The sequence below is a fragment of the Streptomyces sp. NBC_01210 genome (assembly GCF_036010325.1).
In the GTDB taxonomy this organism is placed as follows: domain Bacteria; phylum Actinomycetota; class Actinomycetes; order Streptomycetales; family Streptomycetaceae; genus Streptomyces.
Genome location: NZ_CP108549.1, coordinates 7,976,390 through 7,993,773, shown reverse-complemented (window position 1 = coordinate 7,993,773; position 17,384 = coordinate 7,976,390). Strand labels below are relative to the sequence as shown.

The window sequence follows — 17,384 nt, the reverse complement described above, 5'->3', positions numbered from 1 at the left end:
TCACTGCTGCTCCTTGCCGACCTTCTCGGCCAGCTTCTGGGAGGCGGCCAGGGCCTGGTCGACGGACTGGCGGCCGGCGATGGCCGCGCTGATCTCCTGCGAGACCTTGGTGCCCAGGTCGGTGAACCCGGGGATGCCGACGAACTGGATTCCGGGCGCGGGGCGGGGCTGGGTGCCGGGGTTCTCCGGGTTGGCGCTCGCGATGGCCTTCTCGGTGATGTCCGCGAAGGCACCCGCGGCCTTGCGGTACTCCGGGTTGGCGTAGGTGGAGGCCCGCTTGCCCGCGGGCACATTGGCCCAGCCGCTCTTGCCGCCGACCAGTGCCTCGTACTTCTTGCTGGACGCCCAGGAGATGAACTTCCAGGCGATGTCGGACTTCTTGGACGCCTTCTGCATGCCCCAGGCCCAGGTGTAGAGCCAGCCGGAGCTCTTGGTCTTCTCCACCGGCGCCGGTACGTATCCGATCTTGCCCTTCACCGGGGAACCGGCAGCCTCCAGGGAACCGGCTCCGGCCGTGGCGTCGTACCACATCGCGGTCTTGCCCTGGGTCATGTTGTTGAGGCACTCGGCGTACCCGGACTGGGCCGCGCCCGCCTCACCGTGCTTGCGCACGAGGTCGACGTAGAACTGGGTGGCCTTCTTGAACTCGGGGGAGGTGAGCTTCGCCTGCCAGTCCTTGGTGAACCAGGTACCGCCCATGGTGTTGACGACGGTGGTGAGCGGGGCGATGACCTCGCCCCAGCCGGGGAGCCCGCGCAGACAGATGCCCTTCATGCCGCTCTCGGCGCCGTCCGCCTTGGCCGCGAGATCGGCCACCTGCTGCCAGGTGGGCTGCGCCGGCATCGTCAGCCCCTTCCTCGCCAGGACGTCCTTGCGGTACATGAGGAAGGACGACTCGCCGTAGAAAGGCTCGGCGTAGAGCTTTCCGTCCTTGGCGGTGAGCGAATCCCGCAGCGGCTTGAGGATGTCCTCCTGGTCGAAGGCGGAGTCCTTCGCCGCGTACTCGCCGAGCTCGTGCAGCCAGCCGTTCTTGGCGTAGAACGGCACCTCGAAGTTGCTGATGGTCGCGACGTCGTACTGGCCCGCCTGGTTGGAGAAGTCCTGGCTGATCTTGTCGCGAACGTCGTTCTCCGGGAGCACGGTGAAGTTGACCTTGATGCCGGTCTCCTTGGTGAAGTTGTCCGCGGTCAGCTTCTGCAGCTCGACCATCTGCGGGTTGTTCACCATGAGTACGTTCACCGCCTCGCCCCCGCCGGAGGAGGAGGCACCTGCTCCGCTGCACCCCGCGAGCAGGGCCATGGCGGCCGTGCCCGCCCCCACACTCAGGCGGATTCCACGTGGTCGTCGCTGGAGGGGCATGATTTCTCCTGATCGGTCGTAGCGGCTCGGTGATCGGTGGTTCAGGGCATGACGGCCCTGCCTCGGCCGGGCTGCTGGGTATCAATGCGCTTATGGGGTACGGCAGTTGGGCACCGAGGGCGCGTCGGGGTCAGACGCGGATGACCTGGGGGCCGAGGAGGGAGTAGCGCTGCGCCTCGGCCGAGGGCAGGCCCACGTCGGTGACGATCGCCTCGAAGTCGCCGACGTCGGCGAAGCGGCAGAAGCTCGCCGCGCCGAACTTCGTATGGATTCCGGCGAAGACCCGTCGGCGAGCGCTGCGCATGGCCTGTGCCTTGACCTCGCTGACCGCGGGGTCGGGTGTGGTCAGTCCGTGTTCACGGGAGATGCCGTTCGCGCCGACGTACGCCAGATCGATGACGAAGTCGGCGAGCATCCGGGTGGCCCAGTGGTCGACCGTGGCCATGGTGCCGCCGCGGACACGTCCGCCGAGCAGCAGCACCGAGGTCTTCTCGGCGTCGGCGAGGACGGTCGCCACCGCCAGGGACGCGGTGACGACGGTCAGTGGCCGGTCCCGCGGCAGCGCTTCGGCGACGAGCTGCGGGGTGAAGCCCTCGTCGACGAAGACCGTCTCGGCGTCACCGAGCAGATCGGCTGCGGCCGCCGCGATCCGGGACTTCTGCGGCACATGACGGGTGGTGCGCACGGCGAGCGTGGTCTCGAAGCCGGCGGACTCGACGGGGTAGGCCCCGCCGTGCGTACGCCGGACCAGGCCGTGCTCCTCCAGGGTGTGCAGATCCCGCCTGATGGTCTCCTTGGCCACCCGGAACTGGTCGGAGAGCCGGTTGACGTCGACCGACCCGTCCCGCCGGGCCGTCTCGAGAATTCCTCGTCGGCGTTCCTCGGTGTCCACGGCACACTTCCTTGCTTCTGCTTCTGCTGGTGCTGCGAGCGCCGCGCGTCCGTTCGGGCTCATGCGTCGTTTGTACAAGCAGGCACGGCCGCTCGACCAGGCTCTTCGCTGAATGCGCTGTGCCCGAATCTGCCCGTTTCAGCGAAGCCGTCGGCGCTGGTCGGGCACCATCGGGCCGGAAACGCGGTGGACGGCGCTGCCCGCTTTCCGCCCTGACGGCGTCCGAACCCTGCCCGCGGGCGGACACTTGAGCCGGGGCGCGATGTGGCCGACCCGGAATGCGGAACAATCCGGAGGGCTTGAGGATCAATGAATGGCTGGCTCCGCCCGTACGTATGTGCAGAGGCGGAGATGGATTTTCCGACGGACATCCAGGAGCACACGTATGAGTGGAACAGCCCAGATCGGCGTCACGGGGCTCGCGGTGATGGGCCGCAACCTCGCCCGTAACTTCGCCCGCAACGGCTTCACGGTGGCCGTGCACAACCGGACAGCGGCGAAGACGCGGGCGCTGGTCGAGGAGTTCGGTCACGAGGGCACCTTCGTGCCCGCCGAGTCGGCCGAGGAGTTCGTCGCGGCCCTGGAGCGCCCGCGCCGCCTGGTCATCATGGTCAAGGCGGGCGATCCGACGGACGCCGTGATCCAGGAGTTCGCGCCGCTGCTGGAGGAGGGCGACGTCATCATCGACGGCGGCAACGCCCACTTCGCCGACACCATCCGCCGCGAGAAGGAGCTGCGGGAGCGCGGCATCCACTTCGTGGGCGCGGGCATCTCGGGCGGCGAGGAGGGTGCGCTGCACGGGCCGAGCATCATGCCGGGCGGGTCCCCCGAGTCGTACGCTTCCCTGGCTCCGCTGCTGCAGAAGATCGCCGCGAAGGCCCCCGACGGCACGCCCACCGTCGCGCACATCGGCCCGGACGGCGCCGGTCACTTCGTGAAGATGGTGCACAACGGCATCGAGTACGCCGATATGCAGCTGATCGCCGAGGCGTACCACCTGCTGCGCGCGGTCGCGGGCTACTCCCCCGCGCAGATCGCCGAGACCTTCCGCACCTGGAACACCGGACGGCTCGACTCGTATCTGATCGAAATCACGGCCGAGGTGCTGGCCCATACGGACGCGGCGACCGGAAAGCCCTTTGTCGACATCGTCGCCGACCAGGCGGAGCAGAAGGGCACGGGCCGCTGGACCGTGCAGATCGCGCTCGATCTGGGTGTGCCGGTCTCCGGTATCGCGGAGGCGGTCTTCGCGCGCTCGCTGTCGGGCCAGGCCGAGCTGCGCAACGCCTCGCGCGCCCTGCCGGGCCCGACGGCCGAGCCGCTGAGCGAGGCCGAGGCCGCGCGTTTCGCCGACCAGGTCGAGCAGGCGCTCTACGCATCCAAGATCGTGTCGTACACCCAGGGCTTCCACCAGATCCAGGCGGGCAGCGACGCGTACGACTGGGACATCGACCTCGGCACGGTCGCCGCGATCTGGCGGGCCGGCTGCATTATCCGGGCGGCGTTCCTGGACCGGATCCGCGGCGCGTACGACGCACAGCGCGACCTGCCGAGCCTGCTGTCGGACAAGCAGTTCGCCGAGGAGATCGGCGCGGCGCAGGACGACTGGCGCGAAGTGATCGCGTCGGCCGCCCGGCAGGGCGTCCCGACGCCGGGCTTCTCGGCGGCCCTCGCGTACTACGACGCCCTGCGTGCCGAGCGGCTGCCGGCGGCGCTCACCCAGGGGCAGCGCGACTTCTTCGGCGCGCACACCTACCGGCGAACCGACCGGGAGGGTTCGTTCCACACCCTCTGGGGCGGTGACCGCTCGGAGGTGCGCACCGACTGATCCGCGGCTACGCCGGGCGGGTCAACGGCGGGCGGTCAGCCCGCCGGTCCCGGCGCGGGCTCCGGCTCCGGTACGGGGTCGGGGCTCGGGCCCGGCGGCCTCGGGATGGGGTCCGGCGCAGGACCCGGCGGGGGCGAGGGAGTCGGTACCGGGCCCGGCAGCGGGCCAGGATCGGGCCCGGGCGGGCTCGGCGTCGGGACGGGCGAAGGGGGGACGGGCGGCTGGGTCATGCCAGACCTCCAGAGGTACGGAGTCGCGTTCCCAATGTCTCCCGTTGCGCGTGCCCACGCGCGCCGGGTCCACGCGTCATGATCCGGACGAGACCACCTCGGCGGCCGCCCGCAGCCCTTGCCGAGGACTGGAGAGGACCGGGACAGCCGTCCTCGTACGGTCGGCGGCGTCCGCCATCGAGGCCTGGGCCAGAACGATGACATCCGCCTCGCGCACCGCGTCGACGGCGGCGGCCACCGTGTTCAGAAAGCCGTCGCGGTCGCCCGCCTCGAAGCGCTCCCAGGCGCCGTCGACCAGCAGCGTGCGCAGGTCGGCGTGCCGGCCTGCGGCCTCTTCCCGGATCAGCGCGGCTGTTGGCTCCAGGGTGCTGTGCACGGTCGCTGCCACGACGACGCGACGCTTCCCGGCCGCCGCCGCGGCCATCGGACGGTCGACCCGCAGCACCGGTACACCCAGTTCGGCGGCGCATGCCTCGGCGACGCCGCCGATGGTGGAGCAGGTGCACAGCACCGCGGTCGCACCCTCGGCGACGGCACCGGCCAGCACGGCGGCGACCGCGGAGGCGACCGCCGCGGGGCCTTCCTCGCGAGCCCTCGCCAGTAGCTCCTCGTGGACGAGGTGACGCAGCGCGAGCCCCGGGTGGTCCTCGTCCCGCAGGGTCTCGAAGACGGGGACATGGACCGGGGAGGTGTGCAGCAGCGCCAGCATGACAGGGATGCTAACGCCGCTGCGGGAGTCACCGGAGCCGGGGATTCGCCTTCAGCTGCTCCTGCGCGGCCCGCACCAGTTCGGCCGGGGCTGCGGGGGCCTCGTCGGGGTGGCGGAGGGCCCACTCGGCGGCGTACGGACACAGCGGTACGACGGGAACGCCCTCACGCGCCGCCATCGCGTAGAACTCCCGCACCAGCGCCCCCGCGATGCCCTTGCCCTCGTGCTCCGGCTCCACCACGGTGTGCACGGCGACCAGGGCGGCCGGGGCCGCGTCGAGGGTGAAGTAGACGACGCGGCCGGTGACCTGGCCGTCCTCGTACGCCTCGAGGAGTCCTGCCGGACGGTTGTCGCGGATATCGGGATCTGCCATGGCAGGTGTCTCCTTCGGGCGGGCCGGACGGCGGACGACGCTCCGAGAATCAGACGGCGGCGTGCGGGCTGCGTTCCGTACGGCTGCCGGGCACGGGCGCGGAGGCGTCCGAGCCGAGGGCGACGATCCGGTTCTCCGCGTCGACATGGACAACACTGGGCACCAGGCTGCGCGCCTCGGCGTCGTCGACCTGGGCGTAGCTGATCAGGATCACCAGATCGCCGGGGTGCACAAGGTGGGCGGCCGCGCCGTTGATGCCGATGACTCCTGAGCCGCGCTCGCCCTCGATGACATACGTCTCCAGCCGGGCGCCGTTGGTGATGTCGACGATGTGGACGAGCTCGCCGGGGAGCAGATCCGCGGCTTCCATCAGCGCGGCGTCGACGGTGACGGAGCCGACGTAGTGCAGATCGGCCTGGGTCACGGTGGCCCGGTGGATCTTGGACTTGAACATGGTACGCAGCACGGCGGCACTCCCGGATCTTGGCTCCCCGCCTGCTTTTTGCAGGTCAGGGGCGGTTCCATACCCAACTGTCTGTCGCATCTTCGGGCAGCCTCGGCAATCAGGGCTGATGCTGACCGATCGCTGACTCGTCCGACACCACGTCAGTTGAGTGCAGAGGCTCTGTCGGCAGCCTTCCGCCCCACCCCACGTGGACCGCACCAGCCTACGCAACCACTGCCCGGCTGCCCAGCCGAGGGTGCGGACGAGGCGTTCAGGACGCCTGCGCTGGAACCGTCTGCTCCGGGCCGCTACCCCTCGGCGGCCTCTGTTTGGTCCTTGTCGGACCGCGCAGCCAACTGCCTCTTGGTCCGGCTGCCGAGTACCGCGGCCCCGGCGAGCCCGCTGCCGAGGAAGGCCACGGCCACGACCCACGGCTGGTCGAAGCGGTGACCGGTCGCGTGGTCCAGGGAGTAGCGCCCGGCCCCGGCGAGTCCGATGGCGGCCGCGGTGAAGCCCAGAAAGGCCGGATACTCAAAGCCTCCGCCCTGGTTGAAGAACCCGGCGGGCATGTGCACGGCCACCGCACCGGCCATGGCTCCCGCGGCCGCGGCACCGGCCGCCGGGGTGGCCAGGCCCAGCGCGAGCAGTGCGCCACCGCCCGCCTCGCCGAGCCCGGCGGCGACGGCGCTCTCCCGGCCCGGGTGGAATCCCATGGCCTCCATCCCCTTCGCCGTGGCGTCCAGCCCGCCGCCCCCGAACCAGCCGAACAGCTTCTGCGAGCCGTGAGCCGCGAGGACCGCGCCGGTGCCGACGCGCAGTACGAGCAGTCCGAGGTCACGTCGGTTGATGCAGGCCATGAAGGTCTCCCGGATCGGACACGGTGGGGTGGGGGCGTACGGGATCCACTCTCGCCCGGTTCGGGCCGCCGTCCCCCGTACTGCTACGCCGTACGGGTGATGCAGCCCGTGATCCACTGGCCGGAACCATGCGGTAGATTTTGCGCGCCCTTGACCAGCGTCAACTACTCGACATGGAGACCGGCCCCTCAATGAGTGACATCGTCAACGGACTTGGCCGCGCGAGCGCGTACGGCGCCCTCGGTGTGGTCCTCCTGATCCTCGGCATAGTCCTGATCGACGTGCTGACGCCCGGGAAGCTCGGCAGGCAGATCTGGGAGGACCGCAACCGCAACGCCGCGCTGCTGCTCAGCTCTGCTCGGTATCGGCGGCATCGTGTTCACGTCGATCTGGACGACGTACGACAACTTCGGCAAGGGTCTCGCTTCCACTGCCGCGTTCGGTCTGCTGGGGCTGGTGATGATGGCTGTGGCGTTCCTGGTGGTGGACCTGGTCACGCCGGGCAAGCTCGGCGCGACGCTGGTCGAGGTGGAGCCGCACCCGGCGGTGTGGGTGACCGCCTCCTGCAATCTCGCCGTGTCCGCGATCGTCTCGGCGTCCATCGCCTGAGGTCGGCGGCAGAGGGGATACACACCGCGATCAGCAGGCCGGTTGATATCGGAGCTCGCCCCGGGGCACCCGGACGGGGCTTTCGGGGGAATCGTGAAGCCGCGTCCGGTGTTTGTGCACGGCATCGGCGGTCCGCGGGACGCGCCGCCGAACTCGACGCCCGGTTACGCGCGTTGGCCGACGGCGCCCGCTCCGCGGGGCTGTGACCGGGACAGCCTCACGTGTTCCAGAAGTGATGCATGGCGTACGAACTCCACGGCCGCCACCCCTGCGCGTCCTGCGCCGCCACGCCGGCGCGCCGCATCCCCGCCTGGACCGCCACGTCCTCCGCCAGGAGTACATCCGGGTCGCTGAGGGCCCGCATCCGGATGTAGCCGGCCGTCCAGGGGCCGATGCCCGGCAGGGCGAGCAGCTGCCGCTCGGTCCCGGCCCGGTCGGCGCCCGGGTCCAGTATCACCGTGCCCTTTGCGAGCGCGGCCGTCAGCGTACGGAAGGTGGCGCGCCGCGCGTCAGGCATGCCGAGCTCGTCCAGAGAAGCCTCCGCCAGGTTCTCCGACCGCGGGAACAGATGCGTCAGCCCGCCACTCGGCTCGGGCAGCGGCTCCCCGTACGCCGCGACCAGCGCGTCGCCGAGCTTCCGTCCCGCGGACACCGACACCTGCTGGCCGAGCACCGCCCGTACCGCGAGTTCGTGCGGGTCGGCCGCGCCCGGGGCGCGCAGTCCTGGACGGGCGGCGACCAGCGGGGACAGCGCCGGGTCCGTGCCGAGGCGTTCGGCGACGGCGCACGGGTCGGCGTCCAGGTCGAAGAGACGGCGCATCCGCTGTGTTGCCGTCGTCAGATCACGCAGGTCCGCGAGGTGCAGCCGGCACTCCAGCCAGCCGCCCGCGCCCGGCTGTTCGCCCACCTCGGCAATGCCTGGACCGCCCGGCAGCCGCAGTGTGCGCCGGTGGCTACGGGAGCCGCGTTCGCCGACGATCTCCTCAATACCTGCGATCGCGCGGCTGCCCAGATAGTCGAAGACTTCCACGGAGGCGTACGGACCGCGGTAGGCCAGCCGCAGCGGCACTCCGGCCGCGGCCCCGTTCTCCTGGGCGACCGGGCCGAAGCGGGAGGTGCGGCCGGGCCGGGCGGAGCGGAGTTCGCTGGGGGTGGCCGCGTAGATCTCCCGCATGGTGTCGTTGAACTGCCGCACGCTCGCGAAGCCCGCCGCGAAGGCGATCTCCGCCGCCTGCATGGTGGTGGTCTGCAGCAGTACGCGCGCGGTGTGGCCGCGCTGGGCGCGCGCCAGAGCGATGGGGCCTGCGCCGAGTTCGGCATTCAACTGCCGCTGCACCTGCCGGGCGCTGTAGCCGAGCCGGTGGGCAAGGCCTGCCACGCCTTCCCGGTCCACGATGCCGTCGCCGATCAGGCGCATGGCGCGCCCGACGACGTCGGCGCGGGCGTTCCACTCGGCGGAGCCCGGCACGGCGTCGGGGCGGCAGCGGCGGCAGGCGCGGAAGCCCGCGCCCTGGGCCGCCGCGGCCGTCCGGTAGAACGACACGTTCCGGCGCTTGGGCGTGATCGCGGGACAGCTCGGACGGCAGTAGATCCCGGTGGTGGACACGGCGAAGAAGAACACCCCGTCGAAACGGGCGTCCCTGCTGGTCACCGCCTCGTACCTGCTGTCCTCGATCGTCATACGGCCAGTATGGGCAGCGCGCCGGGCGCTCGGCTGGCGGAAATCGGACGTCGCGTTTCGGACGTCGCGTTCCGCCGTCTCGTTCGGACGTCGGGTTCCGACGTCTCGTTCGGCTATCGGCGGCGGAGGAAAGCGGACACACCCAGCGCGAGAAGCGCGAGCACGGCGGCCACCCCGCCGAGGAGGACGGCTGTGTTGCCGCCGTCGCTCTCCGCCGACGCCGCGGCCGGCTGCCCGGCGGCCTCGTCGGCAGGCACAGAACCCGGTGCGGTGACCGGCTGAGAGCTCGCCGGCGCTACGGCAGGGTCGGAGGCGGGCTGCGAGGTCGGCTCGGTGACCGGCGCGGAGGGCGGCTCGGCAGCGGGCTCGGAGCCCGGCTGATCCGCGACCGGCTCGCCGCCCCGCTCCGTACCCCCCGCCAGCACCACGTCGGAGCATGAGTAGTAGGTGTCCGGCGTGCTCGAGTTCCGCCATACCGTGTAGAGCACGTGACGGCCCGTCAGTCCGGCCGGAAGCCGTCCGGTGATCCGGTACGCGCCGTCCGTGAGCTTCGGATCGGTGGCCGTGGCGAAGGGCTCCGCCGACAGATCGGCCCATCGCAGCGGCGCGGTCGGATCGTAGCCCTTCTTGGTGAGATACAGGTCGAACGTTCCCTCGTGCGGGATCGTCGTCCGGTAGGTGAGGGTGAACCGGGCACCGGCCTTCAGGGTCGTCGTCGGCCAGTCGGCGCGGGCGATGTTCAGGCCCCTGTACGCGTCGAGGCCCGCGCTGCACAGCTGTCCGTCCGGGACGACCTCGCGGTCTCTGCCCCGAACGTCGGCCACGCGCAGGTTGTCCCACTGGTCGAAAGCCGATCCCCCGTTCGCGGCAACGGCGGCCCGGCAGGCGGCCGACCTGCCCTGGGCGCCCTCGGGACCGCATGCGGCCACCCGGCTGACGGGATCGGTCGGCGCCCCGTGCGCCTGCGCAGTCCCGGCAGCCACGGCCGTGAGCAGGAGCGGCAGGACACCGGCGAGCGCAGCGGCGGCGGCAGTTCGATGGGCAGTCATCCGCGGCATACCTCCTAGGTCGGCTCAACAGCCTGCCGTGTATTACGGCTTCGCCCGGCCGAGCGTTCACCGCGGGCCAACCAACGCCAACCAACCCGACCAACAACGACCAACGCCGACCAACGCCGACCAACAACGACTCAGTACGCGGTGATCTCCACAGGGCCGCCGCGCGCATCCGCCCTTCCGAACCAGTCCGCGCGGAGGTGGAGTCCACGGCCGGACAGCGCGGTACGCAGCAGACGCTGCCGGCGGAGCACCCGGCCGTCCTGGCTGACGACGAGGACGGGGCGGGCGAGCGACTCGCCGGTGCGCAGAAGGAAGCGGTCCCGCAGCGGACGGGGGCCGTCCGGGGCGATGCGGTTCGGCGCCACCCACTGCAACGGTCCGGCGACCTGCAGCCGCAGCCCACCGTCCGGCCACGTTGCCCCGGCCAGGTGCCGCAGCACCTGGTCCGCGACGTACCGGCCCTCCTCGGCCGCGGTGCCGGCCGGCTCGACTCCGTGCAGCAGGTTGCCGACGGCGAAGACGCCTGCCTCGGCGGTACGGAACGCGGTGTCGACCGCGGGGCCCCGGGTGCCGGGGTCGAGCGGTATCCCTCCGCGTCTGGCCAGTTCGTGGTCGGGGATCCAGTCTCCGGTGAACACGACCGTGTCGCAGCCGACGGTGACGGTTCTGCCGTCCAGGTGGCGCAGTCCGACACCCGTCAGCCTGCCGCGCCCGGTCAGTTCGGTCACGGTGGCACCGGTGAGCAGCGGGACACGACGGCTCAGCAACGGGTGCGGCGGCCGGCGCGCCTGGTCGGTCACCATGGCGACGACCTCGACTCCGGCGGCCCGCAGAGTGCGTACCGCGGAGAAGGCGATCGGCTCCGCTCCCACGACGATCGCCCGGCTGCCGACCCGCCGGCCGTGGAGGTGGACTTCCTGCTGCAGTTCACCTGTGGTGAGCACACCCGCCGGCCGGGTGCCGGGCACCAGCCGGGCGCTGCGCGGCCGTTCGCGCGCGCCGGTGGCGAGGACGACGGCGCGCGCGGTGATCCGTTCCAGTCCCGCCGGGCTTGTGGTGTCCAGAGCGCGGGGGCCGGACCAGCCGGTGACGGTGACGCCGGTGCGCAGGTCCGCTCCGGCACGTACGGCGTCGTCGACGAGGCGGCGGGCGTACTGCGGACCGCTCATCGGACGGCGCAGTTCGCGCGGTCCGAAGCCGCCGTGGCCGCAGTGCCGCGGGATGCCGCCGGCCTGTTGCTCGCGCTCGACGATCTCGACGGCGCCCGCGCCCGCCCCGGCGAGCCGGGCGGCGGCGGCGAGGCCGGCCGGTCCCGCGCCGACGACGAGGACGTCGACGGTACGCCCGGGCCGGCTCATCGGCGTGCCTCGAAGAGCTCGCGCACGGCGGCCCCGCAGTAGAAGCCCTGGCAGCGACCGCCGCGCGCGCGCGTACGGCGCCGGAGTCCGTCGAGCGAGCCCGGCGGAACCGTACTGGCAAGGGCGTCGCGGATCTCCCCGCGGGAGACACGTTCGCAGTGGCAGACGAGTGTGCCGTACTCGGGATCCGCGGCGATGAGATCGGCACGCTGGTAGGGACGCGGGAACGCCTCCCCGAGGTTCGGCATGCGTACGGGCTCCAGTTCGTGCCCATCCCCCAGGTCAAGACCGGCGTCGGCAAGGAGGTCGGTGACGTGGGCGGCGATCGCCATCGATGCGGTCAGTCCCGTGGAGCGGATACCGCCGACGGCTATGTACCGCTGCCGCGCGTGCGCCCGGATCCGGTAGTCGTCGTGCTCGGTGGCGGCGCGCAGGCCCGCGTAGACGGCGGTGATCTCCTCATCGAGCAGCTCCGGCATGATCCGTCGGCCCTTCTCCCTCAGGAAGTCCAGCCCTTCGGCGGTCGCTCCGGTGGCTTCCTTGTCGCCGAGGTCCTCGGCGGTCGGGCCGAGCATCACATTGCCGTACACGGTCGGTGCCACCAGTACGCCTTTGCCGAGCGCGGTCGGCACGGGCAGCAGGATGTGGCGGACCAGCTCGCGGGCGAGCTTGTCGAAGACGATGAGCTGGCCCCGGCGCGGAGTGACGGTGAAGTCGGTGTGGCCGAGCTCGCGGTCCAGCTCGTCGGCGTACAGTCCGGCCGCGTTGACGAGGTAGCGGGTGCGCAACAGACCACGGCTGGTGGTGAGTTCATGGTGGCTGCCACCGCTGGTCACGCTCTCCACCCGGCAGTTCAGATGCAGGTCGACGCCGCCTCGGACGGCTTGGGTGGCGTACGCGAGTGTGGCGGTCCAGGCACAGATGATGCTCTCGCCCGGGACGTCGAGCGCACCGAGCGCACCCGGCCCGAGGTGCGGCTCGCGTGCGCGCACCTCGTCCGCGCCGATGAGCCGTGCGTTGTGGTAGCCGTTGCGCTCGGCCTTGGCGGCGAGCGCGGGAAGTGCGGCGAGCTGCTCCTGGTCCCAGGCGACGAGGAGCGCACCGAGCGGTTCGACCGGGATGCCGGTTTCCGCGGCGTAGGTGGCGAGCCGCCGCTGTCCGTCGCGTACGAGCCGGGACTCCAACGAGCCGGGGACGGCGTCGAATCCGGTGTGCAGGATCGCCGTGTTCGCCTTCGACGTGCCATTGCCGACGTCGTCGGAGGCGTCCACGAAGGCGGCACGCAGCCGGTGGCGGGCGAGTTCGCGGGCGATGGCCGAGCCGACCACGCCGGCGCCGACCACGATCACGTCGTGCATCGTGTCCGGCAGTTGCCCGGCGGTCGTGACAGTCATGGTGCTCCCAGGGCGGGTTTGAGAAGTCCCGCCTGCCCCGCGGGCGGACGGCGCTACTTCCACAACACGCCCTGGTCCTGATCGCGCGTACGGCCCCCGGCCGGGCTTCATGGAGCAGTCGGGATTCAACGGTCAGTAGGGGTACGGTCCAGCAGCGCGGCCACCTCGGCGCGGAAGGCCGCGAGGCGCTCGGCCGCCTGTGCCGCGCTGATCCTCGGCTCATGGACGACGGACGGTTTCCACGCGGGTATCGCCTGCTCGGCGGTCAGGCCCGGATCCAGGCCCAGCCGCGCCACCGCTCCGACCCCGAGTGCCGTGGCGTCGGGCAACGCCGATACTTCGACGGGCAGTTGAAGCAGATCGGCCTGTGTCTGCATCAGCAGGGCCGAGCGGGTCAGGCCGCCGTCGACGCGCAGACCCGTGAGCGGTGTCCCGAGGTCCGCGGCGACCGCGTCGGTGAGCTCGACGACCTGAGCGGCGATGCCTTCGCACAGCGCACGCACCAGCTGTCCGGGACCGGTGTCCAGTCCGAGGCCGGTCAGCGAGCCGCGCAGATCGCCGCGCCACCAGGGGGCCGCGAGACCGGCGAGGGCCGGTACGAAGGTGACGCCGCCACTGTCCGGCACGGCCGAGCCGACGGGGTCCAGGTCGGCGGCGCCGGAGATCACTCCGAGGTCGGTGAGCCAGCGGACGGCGGAGGCGGCCGTATAGACCTGTCCGTCGAGGCAGTAGCTGGTGCGTCCGCCGAGCCGCCAGGCGACACAGCTGACAAGGCCGTTGCTCGTACGGCGCGGGCGGGACCCCGTCTGGGCGAGAAGGAACGCACCGGTGCCGTAGGTGCATTTGGCGGTGCCCGGTTCGGTGACGCTCTGGGCGAGCAGCGCGGCCTGCTGGTCGACCAGGAGTCCGGTGAGCGGGATCGCGGTGCCGAAGGCCGTGGTGATGCCGACGGGGCCGTCCGCGTCGACGATCTCCGGCATCCGCTCGCCGGTCAGGCCGTAGATGTCGAGCGCCTGCGGAGACCAGTCGACGCGGTCGAGGTCGAGGAGCTGGGTGCGTCCGGCGGTCGCCGCGTCCGTGACGAAGGCGCCGGTCAGCCGGTGGATCAGCCAGGCGTCGCTGGTGGTGACGACGCCTTCGCGGGTGAGCTCGCGGCGTATCCAGGCCATCTTGGGCGCGGCGAAGTACGGGTCGAGCGGGAGTCCGGTCAGCTGTGCCAGCTCGGCGGCGTGCGGGGCGAGTTCCGCACAGATCGGCTCGGCCCGCCGGTCCTGCCAGACGATCGCGTCGGTCAGCGGATCGCCCGTGGCCGGATCCCAGGCCAGGACGGTCTCGCCCTGGTTGGCGAGGCCGACAGCGGCGACCGGTTCTCCGGCACGGGCGAGCGCCTGGCGTCCGGCGTCGACGACCGAGGAGAGGAGCGCGGCGGGGTCGACTTCCACGCGTCCGCCGCTGCGGTAACGGGGGTTCACCGGAGCGGAGCCGGTTGCGATCACACCGCGCTCGGGGCAGATGACCAGGGCCTTCGTACCGGAGGTGCCCTGGTCGACGGCAAGCACTGGGCCTGTCATCGGGCCACCCCGCTCTTCGGTAGAAGTCTTCGGTAGAAGGAATCCGGCAGAGGAAACGCAGAGAAACCTTGATCGCTCAAGGAGAGCGTGGAGCAGGTCACGGCCGCCGTCAAGAGCCCCCCGGCGGACCTGCGTCCCCACAACCGCAATCCTGACCGGCCCCTGATGCATCATCAACTTCTTGCTGTTACCCCATGGTTGAGTAAGATCACCGCAAAGCATCGCCTTCAAGCACCGCCTCGACCCCTCACCGTCTCCAGAGGACCTATGACCACCACAACGAGACCTGCAGCGGGCTGATGTCCAACGACGAGTTACGCCCGGTGTACCACCCAGCGGGTCACGACAGTGAACTGCGCACCGCCATGCAGGACTTACGCACCGGTCGGTGGGTGTCGATGCGGAACCTGCTGACCGCGACCTCCGACTGGGCACTGTGGACCCAGCGGACCCAGGTTCTCGCTGCGGTGGCCGCCGGTTCCGACGCGGTGCAGGCCTGGCGCAGGGAGGAACCCCGCTCGCTCGCCGCGACCGTGATGCACTGCCGGGTCGTGGTGGAGCGGGCGCTGCGGGCCCATCGTGAGGGGCACCGGCGTACCCAGGAGCTGTGGCACGAGGCCTGGGAGGCCTGCCGGGTCGCCGGTCACCAGGCTCCGGAGGATCCGGTGCCGTGGGTCTGTCTGCTGGCGCTGGCCCAGCTCGACGAGAAGCAGCAGATGGACGAGCATCGCACGGCACCGCCGGGTCCGATGCTGTTCCCCGGCCCGTGGGGTCTGCTGGCGGAGGCCGACAAGCGCGATCCGTTCAACCGCGAGGCTTACCACCGGATGCTGCAGTTCGTCTACGCGCGCAGGTCCGGCGGTCATCTGTCCGAGGCGGTCAACTTCGTGCAGTGGGCGGCGTCCTCCGCGCCTTCCGGGTCGCCGTTGCACGCGCTCCCGCTCTATGTACGCGTGGAGCGCTACCGCCGGGAACACGGCCAGGAGAAGGCGCTGGATCTCCACTGGGTGACGGAGGACGCGGCCCGGGACGCGCAGCGCGCCCTGCACAGCTGGTTCAACCAGGTGGCCCCGGCCGGGCGTTCGCTGCTTGATCTCAACTATCTGTCCCACGCCCTGTGGGGCGCGCTCCAATTCCCCGACGCGGCACCGGTGTTCGAGGCGCTGGGCCCGTACTACACCACGCTGCCGTGGGCCTACCGCACAGACAGCCCCGGTGACGCGGGCCTGGCGGAGGAAGTGTTCCTCCGCGCTCGTGGCCGTTGTCTCGCGGCCGCGCGCGGCGCGGGGCCCTGACCGCGCACCCAGCCCCGCGAGCCCGACCGCACGGCTGATCCACCGCTCTCCCCTGCACGCGTACGCGAGACACGTCCGCGCGCCCGCACCACGCCCTGTCCCTGCCCCTGCCCCTGCTCCCGTCCCTGTCCGCTCAGTGCATCACCCTTTCCCCGGAGGTTCTTCGATGTCCATATCCCCGCCGAAGTGGTCGAGTTCGGACCAGATTTCCCCGAAGGACGAGGAGGAGCGGCTGCGCGAACTCGGCTATCAGCCGGTGCTTGCCCGCCGCATGGGTGGCTTCGGTAATTTCGCCATCAGCTTCTCCGTCATCTCGATCCTGTCCGGCTGCATGACCCTGTACGGCTTCGGGCTGAACACCGGTGGCCCTGCGGTGATGCTCTGGGGCTGGGCGGGCGTCGGTCTGTTCGTCCTGTGCGTCGGCATGGCCCTCGCCGAGGTGACCAGCGCGTACCCCACGTCGGGTGCGCTGTACTACATGGCCGACCGGCTCGGCGGCCGTAAGTGGGGCTGGTACACCGGCTGGCTGAATCTCCTCGGCCTGCTGGGTGCGATCGCCGGTATCGACTACGGCTGCGCCCTGTTCACCGGGGCGTTTCTGAATCTGCAGTGGGGATTTCATCCCACACCCGGCTCCACCATGATCATTTTCATGTGCATTCTGCTGCTGCACGCCGTCCTGAACCTGTTCGGGGTGCGGCTGGTCAGCCTGCTCAACTCGGTCAGCGTGTGGTGGCACCTGGGCGGCGTCGCTCTGATCGTCGGCGCACTGGCCATCGTGCCTTCCGACCACCAGTCGCCCGAGTTCGTCTTCACCGAGTTCGTCAACGGCACCGGCTGGGACAGTCCCATCTATGTGGCCGCGATCGGCCTGCTGCTGGCGCAGTACACCTTCTCCGGCTACGACGCCTCCGCGCATCTGTCGGAGGAGACCTCCAACGCTTCCGTCTCCGCCGCCCGCGGCATCGTACGTTCCATCTGGGTCTCCTGGATCGCCGGTTTCGCCCTGCTGGCCGGTCTGACCTTCGCCATCCAGGACTACGAGGGCACCAAGGCGAGTGCCACCGGCGTACCGCCGGCCCAGATCCTGCTCGACGCGCTCGGCACCAGCGGCGCCACGGCCCTACTGCTCGTCGTGATCGTGGCACAGCTGTTCTGCGGCAACGCCGAGGTGGCAGCGGCCAGCCGTATGGTGTTCGCGTTCAGCCGCGACAACGCGCTGCCCGGCTCGGCGCTGTGGCGGAAGGTCAGCAGCCGCACCCAGACCCCGGTCCCCGCGGTATGGCTGTCGGTCGTCTTCGCCTGTCTGCTGGCCCTGCCGTCCCTGTACTCCACGACCGCGTACGGCGCGGTGACCGCGATCAACGTCATCGGCATCACGCCGGCGTACGCGATCCCGATCTATCTGAAGCTGCGCGCCAAGGACCGCTTCGAACCCGGTCCGTGGAGCCTGGGCCGCTGGAGCAAGCCGATCGGCTGGGTGGCCGTGGTGTGGGTGGCGTGTGTGACGGTGTTGTTCTGCCTGCCGCAGTCCAACCCGGTGACCGTCGACACGATGAACTACGCCTCGATCGCGCTGGTCGCTGTGCTGGTGCTGGCCACCGTGTGGTGGTTCGTGGCACGCCGCTCGTACGGCACGCCGTCCGCGTACGGATCCGCCCGTGAGCAGGCGGAGATCGCGGAGAACATCGTCTGACGCGTCAGAGCCGCAGTCCACTGCGAAGC

At 70.9% G+C, this 17,384-nt stretch carries 14 protein-coding genes and 1 pseudogene; 4 read left to right on the top strand and 11 right to left on the bottom strand.

What is annotated here, in order from left to right; translation table 11 throughout:
• Both OG735_RS36105 and OG735_RS36100 read right to left on the bottom strand, forming a co-directional pair.
• Complete coding sequence (locus OG735_RS36105) at nucleotides 1-1,359, bottom strand: ABC transporter substrate-binding protein (RefSeq protein WP_327327345.1); 1,359 nt, start codon at nucleotides 1,357-1,359, stop codon at nucleotides 1-3.
• A gap of 130 nt (nucleotides 1,360-1,489) precedes the next feature.
• Nucleotides 1,490-2,251 carry a DeoR/GlpR family DNA-binding transcription regulator gene (locus OG735_RS36100; RefSeq protein WP_327327344.1) on the bottom strand — a complete coding sequence of 254 codons (762 nt, stop codon included), beginning with the start codon at nucleotides 2,249-2,251 and terminating at the stop codon, nucleotides 1,490-1,492.
• A gap of 385 nt (nucleotides 2,252-2,636) precedes the next feature.
• On the opposite strand from OG735_RS36100, the gene gndA reads away from it, so the two are divergent.
• Nucleotides 2,637-4,079, top strand: a complete 1,443-nt coding sequence (gndA, locus tag OG735_RS36095; RefSeq protein WP_327327343.1) for an NADP-dependent phosphogluconate dehydrogenase — start codon at nucleotides 2,637-2,639, stop codon at nucleotides 4,077-4,079.
• A gap of 306 nt (nucleotides 4,080-4,385) precedes the next feature.
• On the opposite strand, the gene OG735_RS36090 is transcribed toward gndA, so the two are convergent.
• The 4 genes from OG735_RS36090 to OG735_RS36075 all read right to left on the bottom strand — a co-directional run bounded on the left by OG735_RS36090 (nucleotide 4,386) and on the right by OG735_RS36075 (nucleotide 6,693).
• The gene (locus OG735_RS36090) at nucleotides 4,386-5,018 is read right to left on the bottom strand and encodes an aspartate/glutamate racemase family protein (protein ID WP_327327342.1); all 633 of its coding nucleotides are present in this window, start codon (nucleotides 5,016-5,018) and stop codon (nucleotides 4,386-4,388) included.
• 28 nt (nucleotides 5,019-5,046) lie between these two features.
• Nucleotides 5,047-5,391 (bottom strand): GNAT family N-acetyltransferase, encoded by a 345-nt coding sequence (locus tag OG735_RS36085; protein WP_327327341.1) that lies wholly within the window; start codon nucleotides 5,389-5,391, stop codon nucleotides 5,047-5,049.
• Nucleotides 5,392-5,440: 49 nt separating this feature from the next.
• On the bottom strand, nucleotides 5,441-5,857 hold the full coding sequence (gene panD / locus OG735_RS36080) for an aspartate 1-decarboxylase (RefSeq protein WP_327327340.1): 417 nt from the start codon (nucleotides 5,855-5,857) through the stop codon (nucleotides 5,441-5,443).
• A gap of 287 nt (nucleotides 5,858-6,144) precedes the next feature.
• On the bottom strand, nucleotides 6,145-6,693 hold the full coding sequence (locus tag OG735_RS36075) for a DoxX family membrane protein (RefSeq protein ID WP_327327339.1): 549 nt from the start codon (nucleotides 6,691-6,693) through the stop codon (nucleotides 6,145-6,147).
• 191 nt (nucleotides 6,694-6,884) lie between these two features.
• Here OG735_RS36075 and OG735_RS36070 point away from each other — a divergent pair.
• Nucleotides 6,885-7,302 (top strand): annotated as a pseudogene (locus tag OG735_RS36070) (DUF350 domain-containing protein).
• Nucleotides 7,303-7,519: 217 nt separating this feature from the next.
• On the opposite strand, the gene OG735_RS36065 reads toward OG735_RS36070, so the two are convergent.
• The 5 genes from OG735_RS36065 to OG735_RS36045 form a co-directional block, all read right to left on the bottom strand.
• Complete coding sequence (locus OG735_RS36065) at nucleotides 7,520-8,983, bottom strand: AlkA N-terminal domain-containing protein (RefSeq protein ID WP_327327338.1); 1,464 nt, start codon at nucleotides 8,981-8,983, stop codon at nucleotides 7,520-7,522.
• Nucleotides 8,984-9,096: 113 nt separating this feature from the next.
• Nucleotides 9,097-10,032 (bottom strand): lytic polysaccharide monooxygenase auxiliary activity family 9 protein, encoded by a 936-nt coding sequence (locus tag OG735_RS36060; RefSeq protein ID WP_327327337.1) that lies wholly within the window; start codon nucleotides 10,030-10,032, stop codon nucleotides 9,097-9,099.
• A 140-nt stretch (nucleotides 10,033-10,172) separates the two neighbouring features.
• Nucleotides 10,173-11,399 carry an NAD(P)/FAD-dependent oxidoreductase gene (locus tag OG735_RS36055; protein ID WP_327327336.1) on the bottom strand — a complete coding sequence of 409 codons (1,227 nt, stop codon included), beginning with the start codon at nucleotides 11,397-11,399 and terminating at the stop codon, nucleotides 10,173-10,175.
• Nucleotides 11,396-12,793 (bottom strand): FAD-dependent oxidoreductase, encoded by a 1,398-nt coding sequence (locus OG735_RS36050; protein WP_327327335.1) that lies wholly within the window; start codon nucleotides 12,791-12,793, stop codon nucleotides 11,396-11,398. The genes OG735_RS36055 and OG735_RS36050 overlap by 4 nt, the downstream gene beginning before the upstream one ends.
• Before the next feature lie 125 nt (nucleotides 12,794-12,918).
• A complete protein-coding gene (locus OG735_RS36045) occupies nucleotides 12,919-14,364 on the bottom strand; it encodes an FGGY family carbohydrate kinase (RefSeq protein WP_327327334.1) in 1,446 nt (481 codons plus the stop codon).
• 299 nt (nucleotides 14,365-14,663) lie between these two features.
• On the opposite strand from OG735_RS36045, the gene OG735_RS36040 reads away from it, so the two are divergent.
• On the top strand, nucleotides 14,664-15,659 hold the full coding sequence (locus OG735_RS36040) for a hypothetical protein (RefSeq protein ID WP_327327333.1): 996 nt from the start codon (nucleotides 14,664-14,666) through the stop codon (nucleotides 15,657-15,659).
• A gap of 166 nt (nucleotides 15,660-15,825) precedes the next feature.
• Nucleotides 15,826-17,355 (top strand): amino acid permease, encoded by a 1,530-nt coding sequence (locus tag OG735_RS36035; protein WP_327327332.1) that lies wholly within the window; start codon nucleotides 15,826-15,828, stop codon nucleotides 17,353-17,355.
• The last annotated feature ends 29 nt before the right edge of the window (nucleotides 17,356-17,384 follow it).

What these genes read in the sequence shown, in the direction of transcription:
- OG735_RS36050 (WP_327327335.1), bottom strand. Translation starts at nt 12,793, where the DNA reads ATGACTGTCACGACCGCCGGGCAACTGCCGGACACGATGCACGACGTG.
- OG735_RS36045 (WP_327327334.1), bottom strand. Translation starts at nt 14,364, where the DNA reads ATGACAGGCCCAGTGCTTGCCGTCGACCAGGGCACCTCCGGTACGAAG.
- OG735_RS36055 (WP_327327336.1), bottom strand. Translation starts at nt 11,399, where the DNA reads ATGAGCCGGCCCGGGCGTACCGTCGACGTCCTCGTCGTCGGCGCGGGA.
- OG735_RS36040 (WP_327327333.1), top strand. Translation starts at nt 14,664, where the DNA reads ATGTCCAACGACGAGTTACGCCCGGTGTACCACCCAGCGGGTCACGAC.
- OG735_RS36075 (WP_327327339.1), bottom strand. Translation starts at nt 6,693, where the DNA reads ATGGCCTGCATCAACCGACGTGACCTCGGACTGCTCGTACTGCGCGTC.
- OG735_RS36090 (WP_327327342.1), bottom strand. Translation starts at nt 5,018, where the DNA reads ATGCTGGCGCTGCTGCACACCTCCCCGGTCCATGTCCCCGTCTTCGAG.
- gndA (WP_327327343.1), top strand. Translation starts at nt 2,637, where the DNA reads ATGAGTGGAACAGCCCAGATCGGCGTCACGGGGCTCGCGGTGATGGGC.
- OG735_RS36065 (WP_327327338.1), bottom strand. Translation starts at nt 8,983, where the DNA reads ATGACGATCGAGGACAGCAGGTACGAGGCGGTGACCAGCAGGGACGCC.
- OG735_RS36105 (WP_327327345.1), bottom strand. Translation starts at nt 1,359, where the DNA reads ATGCCCCTCCAGCGACGACCACGTGGAATCCGCCTGAGTGTGGGGGCG.
- OG735_RS36060 (WP_327327337.1), bottom strand. Translation starts at nt 10,032, where the DNA reads ATGACTGCCCATCGAACTGCCGCCGCCGCTGCGCTCGCCGGTGTCCTG.
- OG735_RS36085 (WP_327327341.1), bottom strand. Translation starts at nt 5,391, where the DNA reads ATGGCAGATCCCGATATCCGCGACAACCGTCCGGCAGGACTCCTCGAG.
- OG735_RS36035 (WP_327327332.1), top strand. Translation starts at nt 15,826, where the DNA reads ATGTCCATATCCCCGCCGAAGTGGTCGAGTTCGGACCAGATTTCCCCG.